Origin of the sequence: Allobaileyella intestinalis, from assembly GCF_009695865.1 — a bacterium.
GTDB classification, from domain to species: Bacteria; Bacillota; Clostridia; order Peptostreptococcales; family Anaerovoracaceae; genus Allobaileyella; species Allobaileyella intestinalis.
Genome location: NZ_VUNB01000003.1, coordinates 20,941 through 40,121, shown reverse-complemented (window position 1 = coordinate 40,121; position 19,181 = coordinate 20,941). Strand labels below are relative to the sequence as shown.

Below are 19,181 nucleotides of genomic sequence, written 5' to 3'. Positions count from 1 at the left end.
GATGCCTTATGATTAAAAAAGTAAAAGTTTTCAGCAAAGAGTGGAACGAAATGGTGGATCCCGATTCCAAGATTTTTCTGTCGGTGGATGCTGACAGAAGGCTGGTGGAATACCTGGATTCAAAGGATCTTGACGTGATACTCATGTATTCAGAGGGAATCATGGAAAAGGGTGTTTCCAACCACCCGGACATGTTCCTCTGCCGCATCGGATACAATGACATCAACGGAAATGCCATCATTTATAAAGCAGAGCCGGGGGATTTCATGAACGTGGAGAAACCATGCAAGTATCCTGATGACGTGATGTTTAATGCAGTGTGCACCAGTGAGTATTTTATCCACAATCTGAATTACACAGATCCAGGTCTTCTGGAGAGGGTAAGAGGAGTGTGGACTGTTGACATGATAGGCTGCAGGCAGGGATATACCAAGTGCAGCACGGTGGTGGTTGACAGCAGATCTCTGATAACGGCAGACCAGGGCATTGCAGCTGCCTGCAGCAAGGCGGAAGACCTGGATGTGCTGCTGGTACAGGAAGGCCATGTAGCCCTGGAGGGATATGACACCGGGTTTATAGGCGGTGCCAGCGGAAGAGTTGGAGACGAAATAATCTTCAACGGAGATCTCAGCGCTCATCCGGATTTTCAGAAAATAAAGGATTTCATTGAGGAAAGAGGGCTGGAGTGCAAGTGGTTCCCTGAGTATCCTCTGACCGACATCGGAACCATAATGTAAGATAATTTGTGATAATTTAAGTTTTAGAAAAACAGATTTTGGAAATGGCGCAGGTCACGGTCCCCCGGCTCAGATTTTTCCCGGAGGCTCGAGGCCCGGGCCTTTGAATAAAATTTTTTTGCCATGAAAAAACACGCAATAATACCGGTATTCATCCCTCACCTGGGCTGCCCTTACGACTGCGTCTTCTGTAATCAGAAGGAGATCACCGCCCGGGAGGAGGCGCCGGATCCGGAGGAAATAAGAAAAACCATAGATCAGTGGCTGTCCACTCTGGAGGGCAAGGAAGTGGAGATCGCCTTTTATGGAGGCAGTTTCACCGGAATTCCCATGGAGCTTCAGTCGGCCTATCTTGATGTGGCCGTGGAATACAAGGAAAAAGGTCTGGTGCAGAAGCTTCATCTGTCTACCAGGCCTGATTTTATAAACCGGGAGATTCTGGACAATCTGAAGGCTCACCAGGTGGACGTGATTGAGCTGGGGGCCCAGTCTTTTGACAATGAGGTGCTCAGGCTTTCGGGCCGGGGTCATAGTGCAGACCAGACTCGTCAGGCGGCGGCTCTTATCAGGGAGTACGGGTTTCAGCTGGGAATACAGCTGATGATTGGCCTTCCGGGAGACAGTTTCGAGAGCTGCATCATGTCTGCAGAAGAGGCGGTGAAGCTGAAGCCGGACCTGGCCCGCCTCTATCCCACCATCGTCCTTGACAACACGCCCCTCTTCAGGATGTATGAGTCGGGCCGGTACAGGCCTCTTTCAAGGGAGGAGGCAGTGAGGACCACGGCTGAAATGTATAAAATACTCGATGATGCAGGAATATACATAATGAGAGTAGGCCTGAAAAGCACGGATATTATCGGGGACGGAGGGGTCGTTAACGGCGGCACTTATCATCCTGCTTTCCGGCAGCTGGTGGAAGGCCGGATTGCCCGGGAGAAGATCCTGCCCATGCTGGAGGCTGTTGTAAATGAAAAAGGGCCGGAGCTCATGGAAAGACCTGGGCCTCGGCGTACACACCGGCCTTCACCCCGGCGGAAAGTGGATGTTTACGCAAATCCGGATAGTTTTTCCAATATGATAGGAAATTCCGGTGAGAACAGAAAATATTTTGAAGAGAAATTCCCCCAGCTTAACCTGAAATACGGGACAGATGAGACACTGGGAAAAGGGGAATTCAGGGTTGTTGAAAAATAGTGCGGCAGGGAGTTTCCGGCCGCCGCAGGTCCGTTGATGCCGCCGGATAAGTATTGTCGAATAAGGGGAAAACAGTATGAACATTATTAAAATGCCTGGAAAGGAAAACCATGTTGAAGAGATGGTGGTCGGCCTTCCCCGGGCCTTTCTGTATTACAGATATAAAGTCCTGTGGGAAACCTTCTTTAAGGAGCTGGGAATCAGAACGGTGGTAAGCCCGGATACCAATCTGGAGATCATGAAAAACGGGGCCGGCCGGGCAGCTTCGGAAATGTGCATGGCCATGAAAATATACATGGGCCATGTAGAGGCTCTTGAGGGAAAGTGCACCCACGTTCTCGTTCCAAGAATACTGGACTTCGGAATACGGAGGGTAATGTGCACAAATTTTGAAGCCCTGCCCGATCTGGTATCCAATGTTTTCCGGGACTGTTCCTTCCAGGTTCTGTCTTACGATGTGGATTCGGGAAAAAGAAAGGACCACAGGAAGGCGATGATGGAGATGGCAGTGGAAAATGGCTTTTCCTTAAAGGCTGCCTCAAAAGCCTGGAAAACAGCTTCAAAGGCACAGGACGAAGCCTGGGCTGCTGCCGCCAGGAAGACTGAGGCGCTCTACCACAAAGAGGGCCTTAAACTGATTCTGGCCGGCCACAGCTATATTATCGAAGACGAATACATTGGAAAACCTGTTCTCCAGAAGCTGGAGAAGATGGGGGTCACCGTAATTAGAGCTGACCAGGTTGATAAGAAAAAGGCCCTACGGGAATCAGAGAAGGCTTCCCCTACTCTGAAGTGGGAGCTTTCAAGGGAAATCGTAGGATCTCTGGCCATGCATTATGCCCAGGCAGACGGAATAATTCTCCTGGCCGTATATCCATGTGCCCTTGATTCCATGGTAAACGACATGCTGATTCATAAAAATAAAATTACAAAGGTGCCGGTGCTCCAGATGACCCTGGACGATCAGACCGGTTCCGCAGGCCTGGATACAAGACTGGAAAGTTTTGTGGACATTCTGGAAATGAGGAGGGGAGAGCAGAATGAGTGAAAGCAGAAAACGGAAAATCGCCTTTCCCATGGTTGCCAGATACAATGATGTGGTCAGGTATTTTGTGGAACAGGGGCTGAAACAGACTTATATTATGCAGCCGCCAATGACCAGGCACACCTTGAATCTGGGAGTGAAATACGCCCCTGACATGGTCTGCACTCCCTTTAAGACCATTCTGGGCAGCATGATAGAAGCCCTGGAAGCAGGGGCGGACACCCTGATAATGGTCTTCGGATACTGCCGCCTGGGATATTATGGAGAGCTGGCGGAAACCATTCTCCGGGATCTGGGATATGAATTCGACTACCTGAACCTGGCGGAATACACAACTGGAAAAGGCAAGGATTACATCAAGGCTCTCCGCCGGCTGAATCCCGATGCCAGAGCAGTGCCCCTTGGAAAGGCAGGGCTGGACGGCCTGAAAATGCTGGAGTCCATCGACACCATAGAAAGCCTGTACTACCAGAACTGCGGCTTCGAGACGGAGAAGGGCCAGTACAAGAAAGCCTTCGATCAGTTTATGGAAGATATGAGCGTGGCCCAGAAAGCTTCGGACATTGAGGAGGGCTATCAGAAGTGCAGGAAGGCTTTCCAGTCCATCCCTGTAGACAAGGGACCCTTCCCTCTGAAAGTAGGGGTCCTGGGCGAGTACTTCACCGTCATGGACGAATTTTCCAATATCGACCTTGAACAGACCCTGGCCGACCTGGGGGTGGAAGTCCACCGCTGGATGAACGTATCCAACAGAAACGTCCACTATCCCGGCGAAAAAAACCTGAATGCCAGAATACGAGAATACTGTAAATATGAGATGGGCCCAACTTCAACGGCAAACATCTGGTACGCCAAAGACTGTGCCGAAAGAGGCTATGACGGCCTGATTCACGTAAAAAGCGCCGGCTGCACCCCGGAGATCGACATCATTCCTGTTCTCCAGAGAATCAGCCAGGACTACAAAATCCCGATCCTCTACCTTACCTACGATTCCCAGGACGGAAGCGCAGGATTCCAGACAAGGATAGAAGCTTTTTACGACATGATAGAAATGAGAAAGAAGGTAATACACTGATGGAAGATGTTTTCATGGGAATAGACGTGGGATCAATCTCCACAAAAGGAGTTATTCTCACAAAAGATAATCAGATAGTCTCCAGCGCCTACATCTGGACGGAAGGAAATCCTATTGGAGCGGTAAAAGAGCTCCTTCACCTTCTTCAGCAGCAGTTTTCCCCGGAAAAATACAGAATCGTGGGTACGGGTACAACGGGCAGCGCCCGTCAGCTGGTAGGAACAGTGGTAGGAGCTACGGTAATCAAAAACGAGATCACAGCCCACGCAGTGGGAACGACCACCTTCCATCCTGACGTGAGAACAATTCTGGAAATCGGCGGCCAGGACTCCAAAATAATCCTGGTGGAAAACGGCGTTGCCATCGACTACGCCATGAACACCTTATGCGCCGCCGGAACGGGGGCCTTCCTTTCCAGCCAGTCCAACAGGCTTGGCATCCCTGTGGAGGAGATGGGAGAGATTGCCCTGAAGTCCAGCCACCCTACCCAGATAGCTGCCAGGTGCACCGTATTTGCCGAGTCTGATCTGGTCCACAAAATCCAGGTTGGCCACACAAAGGAAGATATTGTGGCAGGCCTCTGCCAGGCTGTAGTGGGGAACTATCTGAACAATGTGGGAAAAGGCAAGAAGATTGTGTCTCCAGTAGTGTTCCAGGGAGGGGTTTCCAAGAATATCGGTGTCGTAAAAGCCTTTGAGCACCAGCTGGGCTGTCCTGTGCTGGTGGACGACAACGGACACCTCATGGGTGCCATCGGAGCTGCAATCCTTGCCCGCCGCAGCAAGAATAGGAAGGAATTCAGCTTCGATGTGGAAGATATGGAATTCATTACCCGGGAGATCAATTGCGGCGGCTGCCCTAACAACTGCGAGATCATCTGCGTTTACAGAGAGGGGCAGATGATAGACAGCTGGGGTAACCGGTGTCAGCGAGGGGAGGCAGCCGCAAGAAAAGCAGCCGAAAGATTCAAGGAAGAATAACAGATTTGTTTGAACAACAACAACCGCTCCAGCCATTGAAGATTCAATGGCCAGAGCGGTTGTTTCCACATGTGACTCTATCCTATCGCTCAGTCTCTTTGCTTGCTTTTACAAACTCTCTGAATAGAGGGTGTGCTGCATTTGGTCTGGATTTGAACTCAGGGTGGTATTGAACAGCTACGAAGAACCTGTTTGAAGGAATCTCCACGGCTTCTACCAGTCTGTTGTCAGGAGAGGTTCCGGTAATTCTCATGCCGGCTTTTTCAACAGCTTCTCTGTAATCGTTGTTGAACTCGTATCTGTGACGGTGCCTTTCAGCAATCACCAGCCTGCCTTCCTCATCGTCTCTGATAAAGGATTTTCCGCTATCTTTGTAAGCTGTCTCCATTATGCTGTCCGGCCTTACCCAGCACGGGTAAGCGCCGAGACGCATGGTTCCGCCCTTTGGAATATTTCCAACCTGGTCAGGCATAAGGTCGATGACCCTGTGCTGGCTCCTTTCGTCAAACTCTCCGGAGTTTGCGTCGGAGAGGCCCAGCACGTCTCTGGCAAAAGAAATTACCGCTGTCTGCATTCCAAGGCAGATGCCAAGGTACGGAATGTCGTGAGTTCTGGCATAGGTGCCTGCGGCAATTTTTCCTTCAACACCTCTGGAACCGAACCCTCCTGGCACCAGAATGCCGTCTACATCGCCCAGAAGCTGGTCAATCTGGTTTTTATCCTCCAGTTCCTCAGACTCTATCCATTTGATATCCACATCTACGCCGTTTTCGTAGCCTCCGTGGCGGAGAGCCTCAGCCACAGAAAGGTAAGCGTCGTGGAGCTTAATGTATTTTCCGATAAGGGCGATGGTGACCTTGCCTGTTCTGTTGTGGATTCTGTCCAGCATCTGCATCCAGCCGGCCATTTCCAGGGTTCTGGCTTCAATGTTCAGCTCTCTGCATACGATCTCGGAGAAGTGCTGTTTTTCAAGCATTACAGGGGCTTCGTACAGCTGGTCTACATCCAGATTCTGAATGACGCAGTCCTTCTTTACATTGCAGAAGAGGGAGACCTTGTCCAGAATGTCGTCGTCCATCATCTTAGGGGTACGGAGAACTATGATGTCAGGAGAGATGCCAAGTCCTCTCAGCTCTTTTACAGAGTGCTGTGTAGGCTTAGACTTGTATTCCCCTGAGCTGGCAACATAGAGAATCGGAGTTACGTGAATGAAAATGCAGTTCTCTCTGCCTACCTCAATGGAAATCTGGCGGACAGCCTCGAGGAAGGGCTGGCTCTCAATGTCTCCCGTAGTTCCGCCGATTTCTGTGATGATGATGTCAGCGTCTGTAGTCATTCCTACAGTATATACAAAACTCTTGATCTCGTCCGTAACGTGAGGGATCACCTGAACGGTGCTGCCCAGATAATCTCCGGCTCTTTCCTTGTTAAGGATGTTCCAGTAAACCTTTCCCGTAGTAAGGTTTGAATACTTGTTCAGGTCTTCGTCTATGAAACGCTCATAGTGGCCAAGGTCCAGGTCTGTCTCTGCACCGTCTTCAGTTACGAAAACCTCACCGTGCTGGTAAGGGCTCATGGTGCCAGGGTCAATATTGATGTACGGATCCAGCTTCTGGCTCACAACCTTGTAGCCTCTGGACTTCAGCAGCCTTCCCAGAGCAGCTGCGGTAATGCCTTTACCAAGTCCTGAAATAACACCGCCGGTAACGAAAATATATTTTTTCATAGATCCCCCCTTGAACCCCGAAATCAAAAGCTGTACTTATATAAAAAAATCATCGTTTATTTTATACCCGTAAGAAGGCCGATACAATTGGAAAAATAAAATCCGGGCCGTGGCATTTAAAAAAATGAAATGCCACAGCCCGGGAGATTCTCCCTTATCCCTCTTAAAGCCTACCAGCTGGCTGTGCCGTTTCCTGAAATTGGAATGGCGCTGCCCAGGAAAGTAGGTTTTGGCTTTGCAATACACTGGAATACGGCCTTGCACCTGGCCAGGTATTCTCTGACATTCTGGTCACTGGACTTACTGATGGTGGAAGTGCTGCATGGAACTCCAATGGGGTGAAGACCCAGCATGCGGGCGGTAAACAAAGCCCGGTATTCGTGATACTTCTGAGTGACTATAATAGGATTTTTCACCTTGAAAACGTCTCTTGCTCTGTACATGCTTTCGTATGTGGAGAATCCTGCGTGGTCCAGGAAAATATCCTCAGAAGGCACTCCTGCAGCGAGAACGTAGTCCTTCATTGATTCCACTTCGTTGTAGTTGGTCTGGCCGTTGTCACCTGAAAGAAGAAGTTTTTTGGCGGCTCCGGCCTTGTACAGGCGGATTCCTGTGTCCAGACGGGCCTGGAGGGCCTTGCTTGGAGTTCCGTCTGGCCGCACCGCCGCACCCAGAACCAGAATGCAATCCGGATTTTTCCCCGAAGACTCCGGAGAATATTCACTGTCCATGTTCAAATATCCTGTCAGGAGAACCGCTGCATTGAGCAGCACAGTGGCTGCCAGTACCAGCAGTATTCCTTTGAAAATAATTTTGAACAGTTTTAACATCAAAAAAACTCCCTTCCTGATACCCTTCGTTAAACCGCTACAGTATAACACAATCAGGAAGGAAGGTCTTTTTCACAAAGTGGTGATTATGAAAAGATACTCTGAAACCTGGAAGTTGCCTCCCGGATCAGCGGAGCAGGTAAGGCATCATCAAAGTGGCCAGCCCCAGGAAAATAAAGAATCCCAGGGTGTCGGTGGCAGTGGTCACGAAAATTGATGAGGCCACTGCCGGATCCTGATTGCACCGCTTCAGTATGACCGGAACAAGGAAGCCGAAGACTGCTGATACAAAAAGATTCCCGATCATGGCAAGAACCACTATGAGACACAGGTACAGGTTGTGGTACATGAACCAGACTACCACTGCTGTAACAGCTCCGCAGGAAGCCCCGTCCAGAACTCCTACAACAATTTCTTTCAGAAGGTGGGGCAGGGCATCCCGCCATCTCAGATCCTTCTGAGAAAGGGTTCGGACAAGTATGGACATGGTCTGGGTACCTGCGTTTCCTCCCATGCCGCTGATTATGGTCATTACAGCAGACAGGGCAACTACCTGCTGAATGGTGTTCTGGAAAAGGTTTACGACGAAGGACGCCAGAAATGCGGTTACCAGATTGATGAGAAGCCAGGGAAGCCGCATGCGGAGAGACTCCCGCCAGGTGGAATCCAGCTTTTCCTCTACGTTTACGCCGGCCAGCTGGAGCATGTCTTCGTTGTATTCTTCTATGATAACGTCGATGATATCGTCTACGGTAATAATGCCCAGAATCTGGTTGGATCTGCTGACTACGGGGATTACGTCCAGGTCGTACCTTGCAACGATGCGGGCCGCTTCTTCCTGATCGGTTTCCGGATTTACGGAAAGAACCTGGTCGTCCATCAGGGCTCTGATCAGGGAAGTTTTTGAAGCCACAAGAAGGGACTTCAGACTTACTGTGCCGATTAGTTTCCGCTTGTCGTCAATGACAAAAATAGTCTGGATCAAATCGGTTTTGGGACCTGTGCGCCGGATCACATCCAGGGCGTCTTCCACAGTCAGGTCGTCGTGAAGGGCGATGTAGTCTGTGGTCATCAGGCCGCCGGCAGAATCTTCGGGATAATTAAGCAGCTTGTTGATGATGGTCTGGTCCGAAGACTTCATGAGCCGCAGCACTTCTTTTCTCCGCAGAATAGGAAAATCTCCCAGCATATCTACTATGTCGTCCTTCTGCATGTACTCGAATGCCGTCATGAGCCGCCGGTTGTCCAGGGTACGCGCAATCCGTATTCTTTCATCATCATCTGATTCTTCCATCAGAGATGCAAGCCGGTTGTCATCAAGAAGCCTGACCAGGCTGGAGATTTCAACGTCGTCCAGCTCTTCTACGATTTCGGCGAAATCAATAGGCTGGTAATGATCGATAAAATCGTAAATTGCCTGAGGGTCAGAATCTGCAATGAGACAGCGCAGCTTTTCAATTACTTCGGTGTTGATTTTTTCCATTGTGATTCTCCTTCAAAATTATGGGAATGCCAAAAAGGCACTGTTGCTTGAAGGAGACAGAGGTGGTCCGGGCTATTTGAAATTAATGGTAGAGAAAGGCATCCGCCTGAACGCAGTCAGCCTGGTCTGCCATGCCCTTATGCGATATTCGACCGTGACTGTCTCCGTCCATGGGTTACCTCCTTTTCTTTGAAATGATTAGAAGAACTGGCCTCATAGCCGGCCAGCATGTAAAATTGACTTGATTTATGGAAAGTCCGTTGAATGTCCGTGGAGAGGCAATAATTCCATGAGAAATAATTGTCGTGATCCACAACAATCCACACTTATATTAGAATATTAAAAAAATTTTTTCAATTAAAATCTTCGTTAAGAATCTTTCTCCGGTGTTATGTCTGGAATAAGATCTACGTAGACTCCGTCATAGTGCTTTGAAAGAAGTTCTTTCAGTTCCATTGTGGCTTTTTTCAGCTGCCGGATATCCATTATGTTGCTTTCTGTTGTGACATAAAAGTCTATCCAGAGTTTTCTGCCCGTCCGAACTGCGTCTACAAAATCTACTTCGTATGGATAGTTTTCCAGCACCTGCCCCGCAAGACTGCGAATCTCCTCCAGCTTTTTTTCGGAAGGAGCCATGAGCACCAGCTCTCTGATGGCCTTGACGAAGGCCCTGACCGGTTCCGGAAGCATGAGAGCTGCAATTATACATGAAATAACCGAGTCGATGTAAGGAATGGTCCACTCCAGAATGTGGTACTTTGTAAAAGGAATGGCCAGCCCGAAGCCCAGGAAGGCGCCTAAGCTCAGGAAAACGTCTATTTTCCAGGTGATCAGCTCCACCCTGATCATAGGGGTGTTCATCTTCCTGCCCATGTACCGCATCAGTATGTAACCGAAGAGACAGAAAATAGTCAGGCCAAATTCGTAGTCCAGAATCAGGCCGGTGTCCAGTGACGCGCCGCCTTTCAGGATCAGCCGCACGTTGTTGTAAATAACAAGAAGGGTGACGATAATGAGGATAGAACCTTTTACAAGGATGAAAAGGGATTCCACCTGGGCGTAACCGTAGGGGATTTTTTCGCTTACAGGCTTGTACAGCAGGGGCAGGAGGATCTGATATAGCACCAGAATTACTACGTCCATGCCGTCGTAAATGCTGTCAATAAGGATTGCCTGAGAGCTCGTGATGAAATACATGATGATTTCGGCAATTGCCACGAGAACGCCTAGTGAGGTGGATAACCGGATGGCCCGGCGCTCGTCTTGCTCTTTGAGTTTGTGATTGGCGGCCATAGGTTCCTCCTTTCTCCTTGTGCGCCTGGTTTATTGCTGTATGGAAAAATAAAATCAAATAAAATATATCACATTTCCGGGTTTTGCGGCACTGGGCCAATGAAACATTGCCTTGAAAAACCGCCTTCTGTAGTATACAATACAAAAGCTAGTACAAACTAAACAGCTGTGCTGCTGTGGCTCAATGGCAGAGCTCGGCATTCGTAACGCCGCGGTTGTGGGTTCGATTCCCACCAGCAGCTCCAGAACAAAAGGCTTCCGGTTTTATTACCGGGAGCCTTTTGCATAAAAAATACAATATACGGCCAACGATTTCCAGGGGAGCCCTTGCTGGTATATTGTTAATGTGTTAACATATCGTTAATTTGTTATCATTCCTTTTGGTGGCCTCCACTGATCCAAAGAAAAAGGAGGATGGGATCTGTGAGAGACATTGATGAAAGGTTAAATTGAATTATGCAAAAGAATGGTAAGACACGGAGCAAGCGATCTGCAATCATTATTATGGGCCTGGCTCTCTTTGCCACTCAGTTCGGAGCTGGAAATCTGATATTCCCTCCGTTCCTGGGCAGGGACACCGGCTCCAGCTGGTTCATCGGATTTATCGGATTCTTCCTGATGGATGTTGGTCTGGCTGTAGCAGCTATCATTTCAGTAGTGGCCAACAAGAAGGGAACCATGGACGGCGTTACTGAGAAGATGGGAAAGATCCCCGGCAAGATTATGGTCACAGCCATTATCGTCTGCCTTGGACCTCTGATCGCCATTCCGCGAACAGCCGCAACTACTTATGAAATGGGCATCAAGGAGCTGATTCCTGGACTGCCTCTCTGGCTCTTCGGCCTGATTTTCTACGGAATTTCACTGCTTCTGGTAATCAGACCGGCCAAGGTGGTAGATATTATCGGAAATTACCTGACTCCAATTCTTCTGGCAGTCATGGTGCTTCTCATAATTTCAGGAATCATACATCCTATTGACACAGCATCAGTAGTCGACGGAGCAAAACCTCTGAATGCAGGAATTGTAAACGGTTACCAGACTCTGGACGGTATCGGCGGAGTTCCACAGGCACTGATGATGATTACAGCAGCCGCTGCCTATGGATTCACCAGCAAGGAAGACATAAGAGACACAGTTGCAGGATCCGCACTTATCTCCGGAACACTTCTGGCACTGGTATACGGAGGACTGACATACCTGGGTGCTACAGTTTCCGGCGTAGCCGGTGCTGAAGGCCTTGACCAGGCACCACTCCTTATGTTCATCACAGACAAACTCCTGGGAAGCATGGGAGCAATAGCCCTGACAATAATCGTGCTCATGGCCTGCCTCACCACATCCATCGGACTCTCATCCGTTGTGGGAGATTACTTCCAGACCCTTTCCAACGGCAAGCTTCAGTACAAGAAGACCGTTATCACCGTTATCGTCATGAGCTACGCCCTCTCAAACTTCGGACTGACCAATATAATCAAGCTGGCCGGACCGATTCTGGGAATCCTGTATCCGCCAATGATCGTACTGGTGGTATTCGCACTGCTGGACAGAGTTGTAACAAACAACATGGTCGCAGGTGTTGGAGCATATTTCGCACTGGCCGCCAGCCTGATGGGCAACCTGCCAATGGGAGGTCTTTCTGATTTTATTGGGAAAATGCCTTTCGCTGCAGACGGACTGGGATGGATCGTCCCGGCTCTTGTGGGATGCATCATTGGCGCATTTATCAGAAAATCTGACAAGATGGAAGTTGTGGGCGAGAAGATCAGAGAAAGCATGGATGAGAACACTCAGGCAGAGAGTGATAACTAATCTGACTATCTGAATGCCTCCTGAATATTTTGAAATTCCTCCGCAAAATATTCAGAACGAACAAAGAACATCAGAATAAAAGAAGCAGAACAGGGCTGATGAAAACCTGCTCTGCTTTTTTGGTGCAGTAAAACCCCGGCAATCTGTGGTAGAATATCCGGACACAAAGTGCAATGAAAGGATTTCTCATAATATGATAAAAACACTTATCAGATATTTCAAACCCCACAGGAAGCTGTTCTTCCTGGACATGGTATGCGCCGTGCTGGCCTCTCTCATCGAGTTGTCTTTCCCGGTAATATCCAGGAAGGCCATGTACGACATGCTGCCAAACAAGGCCTTCCAGACATTCTTCACTGTGATGACCATCGTTGCAGTGGCCTATTTACTCAGGGCTCTCTGCTACTACGTGATGACCTACTGGGGACACACCTTCGGTATTCGGGTGGAGACCGACATGCGAGCCGACCTTTTCCGGCACCTGCAGCAGCTGGACTTCGACTTTTACGACAGAAACCGCACAGGAAGCCTGATGAGCAGGCTTACAGGAGACCTTTTTGAAATAACGGAGCTGGCCCACCACGGCCCGGAGGACCTGCTGATTTCCACCCTTACCATAGTTGGAGCCCTCATCATGATGTTCACCATCGAATGGCGGCTGGCCCTGGTGGTGTTCATTCTCCTTCCAATATTCATCGGAATAATAATGAAGCAGAGGACAAATCTCTCTACCACCTCAAAAAACGTGAAGGTAAGACTGGCCTCCATCAACTCCGACATCGAGTCAAGCCTTTCCGGAACTAAGACCTCCAAGGCCTTTGCCAATGAGAACGTGGAGAGGGAAAGGTTCGATAACGTGAACAGCGGCTACAGAAATTCCAAAAAAGACTTTTACAAGGCCATGGGCCTGTTCAACGCTTACCAGGAATTTTTCATGGGTATAATGCCTGTAGTAGTCATAGCCTTCGGCGGTTACCTGATCATGAAGGATGAGCTGAATTACATCGACCTTATTACTTTCACGTTGTACGTTTCCGCCTTCGTCACACCTGTGAGGAAGCTGGCCCAGTTTGCCGAGATCTTCGCAGGAGGATATGCGGGCCTTCAGAGATTTTCCGAGCTCATGGCTGTGGAGCCTACGGTCATAGAGAAAGATGATGCCCGGTCTCTCGTTGTCACTGACGGAAAAATCGATTTTGATCACGTTTCCTTCGCCTACCAGAACGGGCAGAAGGTACTGTCGGACATTGACCTCCACGTTACAGGGGGAGAGGTTACCGCAGTGGTTGGCACCACCGGTGGCGGCAAAACCACCTTGTGCCAGCTCATTCCAAGGTTCTATGACGTAACCGGCGGAGACATAAAGATCGACGGCATGGACATCCGGGACGCCACAAAAGACTCTCTCCGCAGGGCCATCGGAATCGTCCAGCAGGACGTTTTTATTTTCCCGGATACCATCATGGAAAACATCCGCTACGGCTGTCCGGAGGCTTCCGACGAAGCAGTGGTCATGGCGGCCAGAGAGGCTGAAATCTACGATGACATCATGGAAATGGAAGAGGGCTTCCAGACATACGTAGGCGAGCGGGGAGCCCGGCTGTCCGGTGGCCAGAGGCAGAGAATAGCCATTGCCAGGATATTCCTGAAAGATCCTAAGATCCTGATTCTGGACGAGGCCACATCGGCTCTGGATACGGTTACCGAGCAGAACATCCAGAAGAGGTTTGACCAGCTCATGAAGGGCAGGACCTCTTTCGTTATTGCCCACCGGCTGTCTACCGTTAAGAATGCCGACAGAATCGTGGTTATCGAAAAAGGCCACATCCAGGAGATGGGCACTGAAAAAGAACTTCTGGAAAAGAACGGCGTCTATGCGAAGTTGAAGGAAACACAGGAGCTCTTTGGAGAGTAGGCAATCCTCAATGAAACTCCATGAAATAAGAAATGTTAGAGAAAATTGTGGAAAAAAACACCTTGTGCTAACTGTTTCACCAAGGATAATCGGTTATAATCATAGAAAGTTTGTGTGGCTGGGGGTCATACCACCACATTTGAAATCCGGAGAGGAGGAGTATTATGTTGTTTTACAGATGCGAAGGATGCGGAAACTTTGTAACTTTTCTGGGAGAGAAAACAGCCTGCACGCCGAAGTGCTGCGGTGAAACTATGACAGAGCTGGTGCCAAACACTACAGATGCTGCCCAGGAAAAACATGTGCCGGTAGTTGAGGTTCAGGGAAACACAGTTAAGGTTTCTGTGGGCTCTGTAGCCCATCCAATGCTGGAAGAGCATTTCATCCAGTTCATCATCCTTGAGACAAAACAGGGATTCCAGAAGAAAGACCTGAAACCTGGTGAAAAACCAGAGGCTCTCTTTGCCCTTGCTGATGGAGATGAGGCAGTAGCAGCCTACGAATACTGCAACCTCCACGGACTCTGGAAGGCCGAGATATAAAGGGATAATATGGCTGACGGAAAATGGGTTCTGAAGGATGAGGACAAGGACAGGGTTGATCTGACTTTCTCTGGTTCACGGGAAAAAAGACTTGGAGAACTGCCAAATTTCGGACAATGCAGATATGTGGACGATAGAAGAGGGGATGCTTTGAGAAAATGCGCATTCTGCGGTTCCGAGGAACTCCAGTTGGGCTTTGGCGGATATGGTGACGGCTTCGGCTACAAATCAGGAAAATGCAGTATCTGTGGTGGTACGACGAATTTTGTATACAAGGACGAAAAAGGAAAATTTTTCTAGAAAGTCTATTGACAAAACCGGTTGTGCGCAATAGAATATAGAAAATTAATTGTACACAACCGATTAGGCAATGGCCACAGGGCCGGCAGCCAGCGTTATAAAACGTAACGACAACCAGAAACGGAGGTCAGAAAATGTCAATATATGATTACAGCGTGCCAACACCAGATGGAGGACAGTTCAATCTTTCAGATAACAAGGGCAAGGTAATGGTAATCGTGAATACAGCAACAGGATGCGGATTCACACCACACTACGAGCCACTGGAAGCAATGTACGAGAAATATCATGACAAGGGACTGGAGATCATCGATGTGCCGTGCAACCAGTTCATGGGACAGGCTCCTGGAACAGATGAAGAAATTCATGAGTTCTGCACCCTTCACTACAATACAAAATTCCCTCAGATGAAGAAGTCAGATGTAAATGGAGAGAATCAGCTGCCACTCTATGCGTACCTGAAGAGCCAGCAGGCCTTCAAGGGATTTGGAGAAGGAGAAGTTGCTGAGAAGATGGATCAGCTCCTTTCATCCATCGATTCGGATTATAAGAACAATCCTGACATAAAGTGGAACTTCACAAAGTTCGTAGTAGACAGAGAGGGCAATGTAGTTGCCAGATTCGAGCCTACAGACGATCTTGCTAAGATGGAGGAGCTGGTAGCATCCCTGCTTTAATCTCACAAATATTAAATATAAACTGCAGCGATCTTGTCAGGTCGCTGCTTTTTTCATTTGACTTTCTCTTTAGACAACTGCAACTATTCCATGTGCACCGGAATTTCGCAGAATATGGGGCCTGTTAAAAAAATACTTTTTCAAGTATATTATGCACGATTGTACTAAAAACCGTACAAAATCCAGTGATTGCAAGGGGTTGAAGGGCCTAGTTTTTGGTTTGACAAAACAAATAATTTTAAAATTATTTGTTGACAGAAATAAAAAGCCGAATTATCATGTATACATAAACCGAGGCGGCGAAGGTGTAGGTGCAGCCGGAGGTTTTTTATTTTAGGAAATGGGTATATATGGATTGGGTTGACAGCTATCGGAGGTGACGAATGGAAAAGTTCACAGCGTTTCTAGAAGTAATTGACGGCTACGTGTGGGGTATCCCGCTGATTGTTCTCATAATGGGAACAGGAATTCTTCTCTCTGTGCGGATGGGATTTCTCCAGTTCAGGAAACTGGGAAAGGCCCTGAAGTACATGGTTCATAACGAGGAAGACGGTGTTGGAGAAGTCTCCAGTTTTGGAGCACTGACCACAGCACTGGCGGCCACCGTAGGAACAGGAAATATCGTAGGCGTCGCCACAGCCGTTGTTACCGGAGGACCGGGAGCACTTTTCTGGATGGTAGTTGCAGCCTGCTTCGGAATGGCCACAAAGTACGCAGAAGGCCTTCTGGCAATTAAATACAGAGTCATTGACGAAGACGGACATGCTCTTGGCGGACCGTTCTACTACATAGAGAACGGAATGGGAGAGAAGTGGAAATGGCTGGCAAAGCTCTTCGCCTTCTTCGGGTTTACAGCCGGAGTAATGGGAATCGGTACCATAACTCAGGTAAACTCCATTACTTCTGCTATAAAGACGGTATTTGATCCAAACAACACACACATCGCCTTTACCATGGGAGGAATCTCATATTCATGGGCTACTGTAGTCGCAGCCATCGCAGTAACATTGTGTGTTGCCCTGGTAGTTATCGGTGGAATTCAGAGAATTGCAAACGTAGCATCTTTCGTAGTTCCTGCAATGATGGTGACATACGTAGTAATCGGTGTTGCTATCATCCTCTACAATATTACAGACATTCCTCATGCAATTGTTGTCATTGTTGAAGATGCCTTCGGAGCAAAGGCGGTTGCAGGAGGAGCTCTGGGAGCCATGATGGTTGCCATGCAGAAGGGCGTTGCAAGAGGAATTTTCTCCAATGAGGCAGGCCTCGGATCTGCGCCTATAGCAGCAGCTGCAGCTCAGACTAAGGAGCCGGTAAGACAGGGACTGGTATCCATGACAGGAACATTCCTGGATACAATCGTAATCTGCAACATTACAGGTTTTGCCATTGTTCTTACAGGCTCTGACAAGGTGGGTCTGGAAGGTGTGGCAGTTACAATGAGAGCTTTCGGAAAAGGCCTTCCTTGGCCGGACTTCGTAGGCGGCATTGTCCTGATGATCTGTCTTTCAATATTTGCTTACACTACCATCCTGGGATGGGATTACTACGGCGAGAGATGTCTGGAATACTTCAGCAATAAGAACATGAAGGCCGTAAAAGTATACAGATGGATATACATAATTGCAGTTCTCATAGGACCGTTCCTCACTCTGAATTTCGTTTGGACCTTTGCAGATATTTTCAACGGCCTGATGGCACTGCCGAACCTCGTTGGACTGGTGGCATTGAACGGAGTGGTTGTAGCAGAAACAAGAAGCTACTTCAAGAGACTTAATGCCGGTGAAGTCGATGAAGGCTCTAAATTCAGGAAGAAGGTTCAGAAAGTTCCTGAAGCAGAGTAATTTTACTAACAGCTTTCTTCTTCATATTACTATACTTCTTATTTGCAGAGAGAAGGGCCTCGGTGGCTCTTCTCTCTGTTTTTTTGTAGTTTATGAGAACTGATTTAAAGAAAATTCCAGAATTTCACAATAAATGTGGTATTCTATATTAGAATGTCAAAACGAGATTAGAGAGATATAAAACAATTTACAGCTAAGGAGAGTACATGAACGAAAATGAAAGAGAGAGTATTGAGAGAACTGACATTAATGAAGAAATAACAACTGAAGAAAACGGGGACGGCAATGGCAATAGAAATGGCAACAGAGAGGTTCTGGCGGAAAATCCCATGGGATATAAACCGGTGAGAGGACTGCTGCTGAAGATGTCGGCACCCCTGATGATATCCATGTTCGTCCAGTCCCTGTACAACATTGTGGACAGCATTTTCGTAGCCCATCTCAACGAAAATGCGCTGACGGCCGTTTCCCTGGCATTCCCTATACAGAGCCTTATTCTGGCTTTTGCCATAGGAACAGCAGTAGGTATGAGCGCTCTTCTGTCCAGATACCTGGGGGCAAAGGAGCTGGACAAGGTAAACCTGGTAGTTCACAACGGAATCTTCCTTGCTTTTGTAACATATGCAATTTTCCTGGTGTTCAGCTTTTTCGCAGAACCCTTTATCAAAAGCCAGACATCAGATCCTCAGATTATTGAATACGGAACTAAGTACCTGACCATCGTGTGCCGTCTTTCAATAATGGTAACCATGCAGATAACCATGGAGAGACTCCTTCAGGGAACAGGAAAGACAAAGTACATTTTCTATATGCAGGTGACGGGAGCCCTTATTAACGTAATCATGGACCCGATTCTCATTTTCGGCCTTCTGGGAGCGCCGAGACTAGGCGTGGCAGGAGCCGCAATAGCTACGGTATTCGGCCAGACCGTAGGAACCATAATGGGTTTTTACATCAACCACACGAAGAACCACGAGATTTCCATGAATATGAAGGGTTTCAGACCTGACGGTATGATGATCAAGGAAATCTACCGCATAGGTGTTCCTTCTATTATCATGCAGGCTGTGGGATCGGCCATGACCCTTGGAATGAACCTGATATTGGTAAGTTTCTCCACTACAGCTGTTGCCACCTTTGGTGCCTACTTCAAGATACAGAGCTTCGTGTTCATGCCGATTTTCGGAATGAACAACGGTCTGGTGCCTATCATCGCATACAATTACGGTGCAAGAAAACCAGACAGAATGAGGGAAGGAATGCGCATAAGCGTATTTTATTCTGTGGCCTTTATGTCCGTGGGAACTTTGATTTTCTGGACTGCGCCGGGAGTGCTGATGTCCATGTTCAATCCGTCTGAGACCATGATGTCTCTGGGAATAACAGCACTGAGGATAATTTCCATCTGTTTCCCATTTGCCGGATATGCCATAATGAGAGGCAGCGTGTTCCAGGCAGTGGGAAAAAGCGTGTACAGCATGAACATCTCCCTCATAAGGCAGCTGGGAGTTCTGCTTCCTATGGCCTGGATTCTGGGCCGCATTGGCGGTGTAACGGCAGTATGGTGGGCCTTCCCCATTGCAGAGATAGCAGGTACAGGAATGTCTGTTATGTACACCAGGAAAGTAAAGAGAGAAATAATCGACAATCTGGATACAGCAGAGCTTTAATGGATTGCTGACCAGGGGATTATGCAGGAATATTCAGTAATATTCAGGGGCGTGC

At 48.4% G+C, this 19,181-nt stretch carries 16 protein-coding genes and 1 tRNA gene; 13 read left to right on the top strand and 4 right to left on the bottom strand.

The genetic code is table 11. From position 1 onward, the window contains the following. Positions 1–8 precede the first annotated feature (8 nt). From FYJ66_RS03670 to FYJ66_RS03650, 5 genes are all read left to right on the top strand, one after another. Positions 9–737 carry a DUF6873 family GME fold protein gene (locus tag FYJ66_RS03670; protein ID WP_154572165.1) on the top strand — a complete coding sequence of 243 codons (729 nt, stop codon included), beginning with the start codon at positions 9–11 and terminating at the stop codon, positions 735–737. 123 nt (positions 738–860) lie between these two features. Then, positions 861–1,931 carry an elongator complex protein 3 gene (locus FYJ66_RS03665; protein WP_154572164.1) on the top strand — a complete coding sequence of 357 codons (1,071 nt, stop codon included), beginning with the start codon at positions 861–863 and terminating at the stop codon, positions 1,929–1,931. Positions 1,932–2,007: 76 nt separating this feature from the next. Then, positions 2,008–2,979: an acyl-CoA dehydratase activase-related protein gene (locus tag FYJ66_RS03660; RefSeq protein ID WP_154572163.1), complete on the top strand. Its 972-nt coding sequence runs from the start codon at positions 2,008–2,010 to the stop codon at positions 2,977–2,979. Continuing rightward, positions 2,972–4,051, top strand: coding sequence for a 2-hydroxyacyl-CoA dehydratase (locus tag FYJ66_RS03655; protein ID WP_154572162.1), 1,080 nt, complete (start codon positions 2,972–2,974; stop codon positions 4,049–4,051). The genes FYJ66_RS03660 and FYJ66_RS03655 overlap by 8 nt, the downstream gene beginning before the upstream one ends. Next, positions 4,051–5,031: an acyl-CoA dehydratase activase gene (locus FYJ66_RS03650; RefSeq protein ID WP_154572161.1), complete on the top strand. Its 981-nt coding sequence runs from the start codon at positions 4,051–4,053 to the stop codon at positions 5,029–5,031. Before FYJ66_RS03655 ends, FYJ66_RS03650 begins: the two co-directional genes overlap by 1 nt. 82 nt (positions 5,032–5,113) lie before the next feature. Here the strand turns inward: FYJ66_RS03650 and FYJ66_RS03645 are convergent, their stop codons facing one another. The 4 genes from FYJ66_RS03645 to FYJ66_RS03630 all read right to left on the bottom strand — a co-directional run bounded on the left by FYJ66_RS03645 (position 5,114) and on the right by FYJ66_RS03630 (position 10,363). After that, complete coding sequence (locus tag FYJ66_RS03645; protein ID WP_154572160.1) at positions 5,114–6,757, bottom strand: CTP synthase; 1,644 nt, start codon at positions 6,755–6,757, stop codon at positions 5,114–5,116. A 170-nt stretch (positions 6,758–6,927) separates the two neighbouring features. Then, positions 6,928–7,587 (bottom strand): SanA/YdcF family protein, encoded by a 660-nt coding sequence (locus FYJ66_RS03640; RefSeq protein ID WP_154572159.1) that lies wholly within the window; start codon positions 7,585–7,587, stop codon positions 6,928–6,930. 127 nt (positions 7,588–7,714) lie between these two features. Continuing rightward, positions 7,715–9,070, bottom strand: coding sequence for a magnesium transporter (gene mgtE, locus FYJ66_RS03635; protein WP_154572158.1), 1,356 nt, complete (start codon positions 9,068–9,070; stop codon positions 7,715–7,717). 369 nt (positions 9,071–9,439) lie between these two features. Beyond that, positions 9,440–10,363, bottom strand: a complete 924-nt coding sequence (locus tag FYJ66_RS03630; RefSeq protein ID WP_154572157.1) for a cation diffusion facilitator family transporter — start codon at positions 10,361–10,363, stop codon at positions 9,440–9,442. Between the two features lie 170 nt (positions 10,364–10,533). On the opposite strand from FYJ66_RS03630, the gene FYJ66_RS03625 reads away from it, so the two are divergent. From FYJ66_RS03625 to FYJ66_RS03590, 8 genes are all read left to right on the top strand, one after another. Further along, positions 10,534–10,608: transfer RNA gene (locus FYJ66_RS03625), tRNA-Thr, on the top strand. Positions 10,609–10,819: 211 nt separating this feature from the next. Then, on the top strand, positions 10,820–12,175 hold the full coding sequence (gene brnQ, locus FYJ66_RS03620) for a branched-chain amino acid transport system II carrier protein (protein WP_154572156.1): 1,356 nt from the start codon (positions 10,820–10,822) through the stop codon (positions 12,173–12,175). Between the two features lie 193 nt (positions 12,176–12,368). Beyond that, complete coding sequence (locus tag FYJ66_RS03615; RefSeq protein ID WP_154572155.1) at positions 12,369–14,090, top strand: ABC transporter ATP-binding protein; 1,722 nt, start codon at positions 12,369–12,371, stop codon at positions 14,088–14,090. A gap of 164 nt (positions 14,091–14,254) precedes the next feature. Then, positions 14,255–14,632: a desulfoferrodoxin family protein gene (locus tag FYJ66_RS03610; protein WP_154572154.1), complete on the top strand. Its 378-nt coding sequence runs from the start codon at positions 14,255–14,257 to the stop codon at positions 14,630–14,632. A 9-nt stretch (positions 14,633–14,641) separates the two neighbouring features. After that, the gene (locus FYJ66_RS03605; protein WP_154572153.1) at positions 14,642–14,932 is read left to right on the top strand and encodes a hypothetical protein; all 291 of its coding nucleotides are present in this window, start codon (positions 14,642–14,644) and stop codon (positions 14,930–14,932) included. A 134-nt stretch (positions 14,933–15,066) separates the two neighbouring features. Further along, the gene (locus FYJ66_RS03600; RefSeq protein WP_154572152.1) at positions 15,067–15,609 is read left to right on the top strand and encodes a glutathione peroxidase; all 543 of its coding nucleotides are present in this window, start codon (positions 15,067–15,069) and stop codon (positions 15,607–15,609) included. Between the two features lie 383 nt (positions 15,610–15,992). Continuing rightward, on the top strand, positions 15,993–17,456 hold the full coding sequence (locus FYJ66_RS03595; protein ID WP_154572151.1) for an alanine/glycine:cation symporter family protein: 1,464 nt from the start codon (positions 15,993–15,995) through the stop codon (positions 17,454–17,456). 206 nt (positions 17,457–17,662) lie between these two features. Continuing rightward, positions 17,663–19,126: an MATE family efflux transporter gene (locus FYJ66_RS03590; RefSeq protein WP_235897350.1), complete on the top strand. Its 1,464-nt coding sequence runs from the start codon at positions 17,663–17,665 to the stop codon at positions 19,124–19,126. The last annotated feature ends 55 nt before the right edge of the window (positions 19,127–19,181 follow it).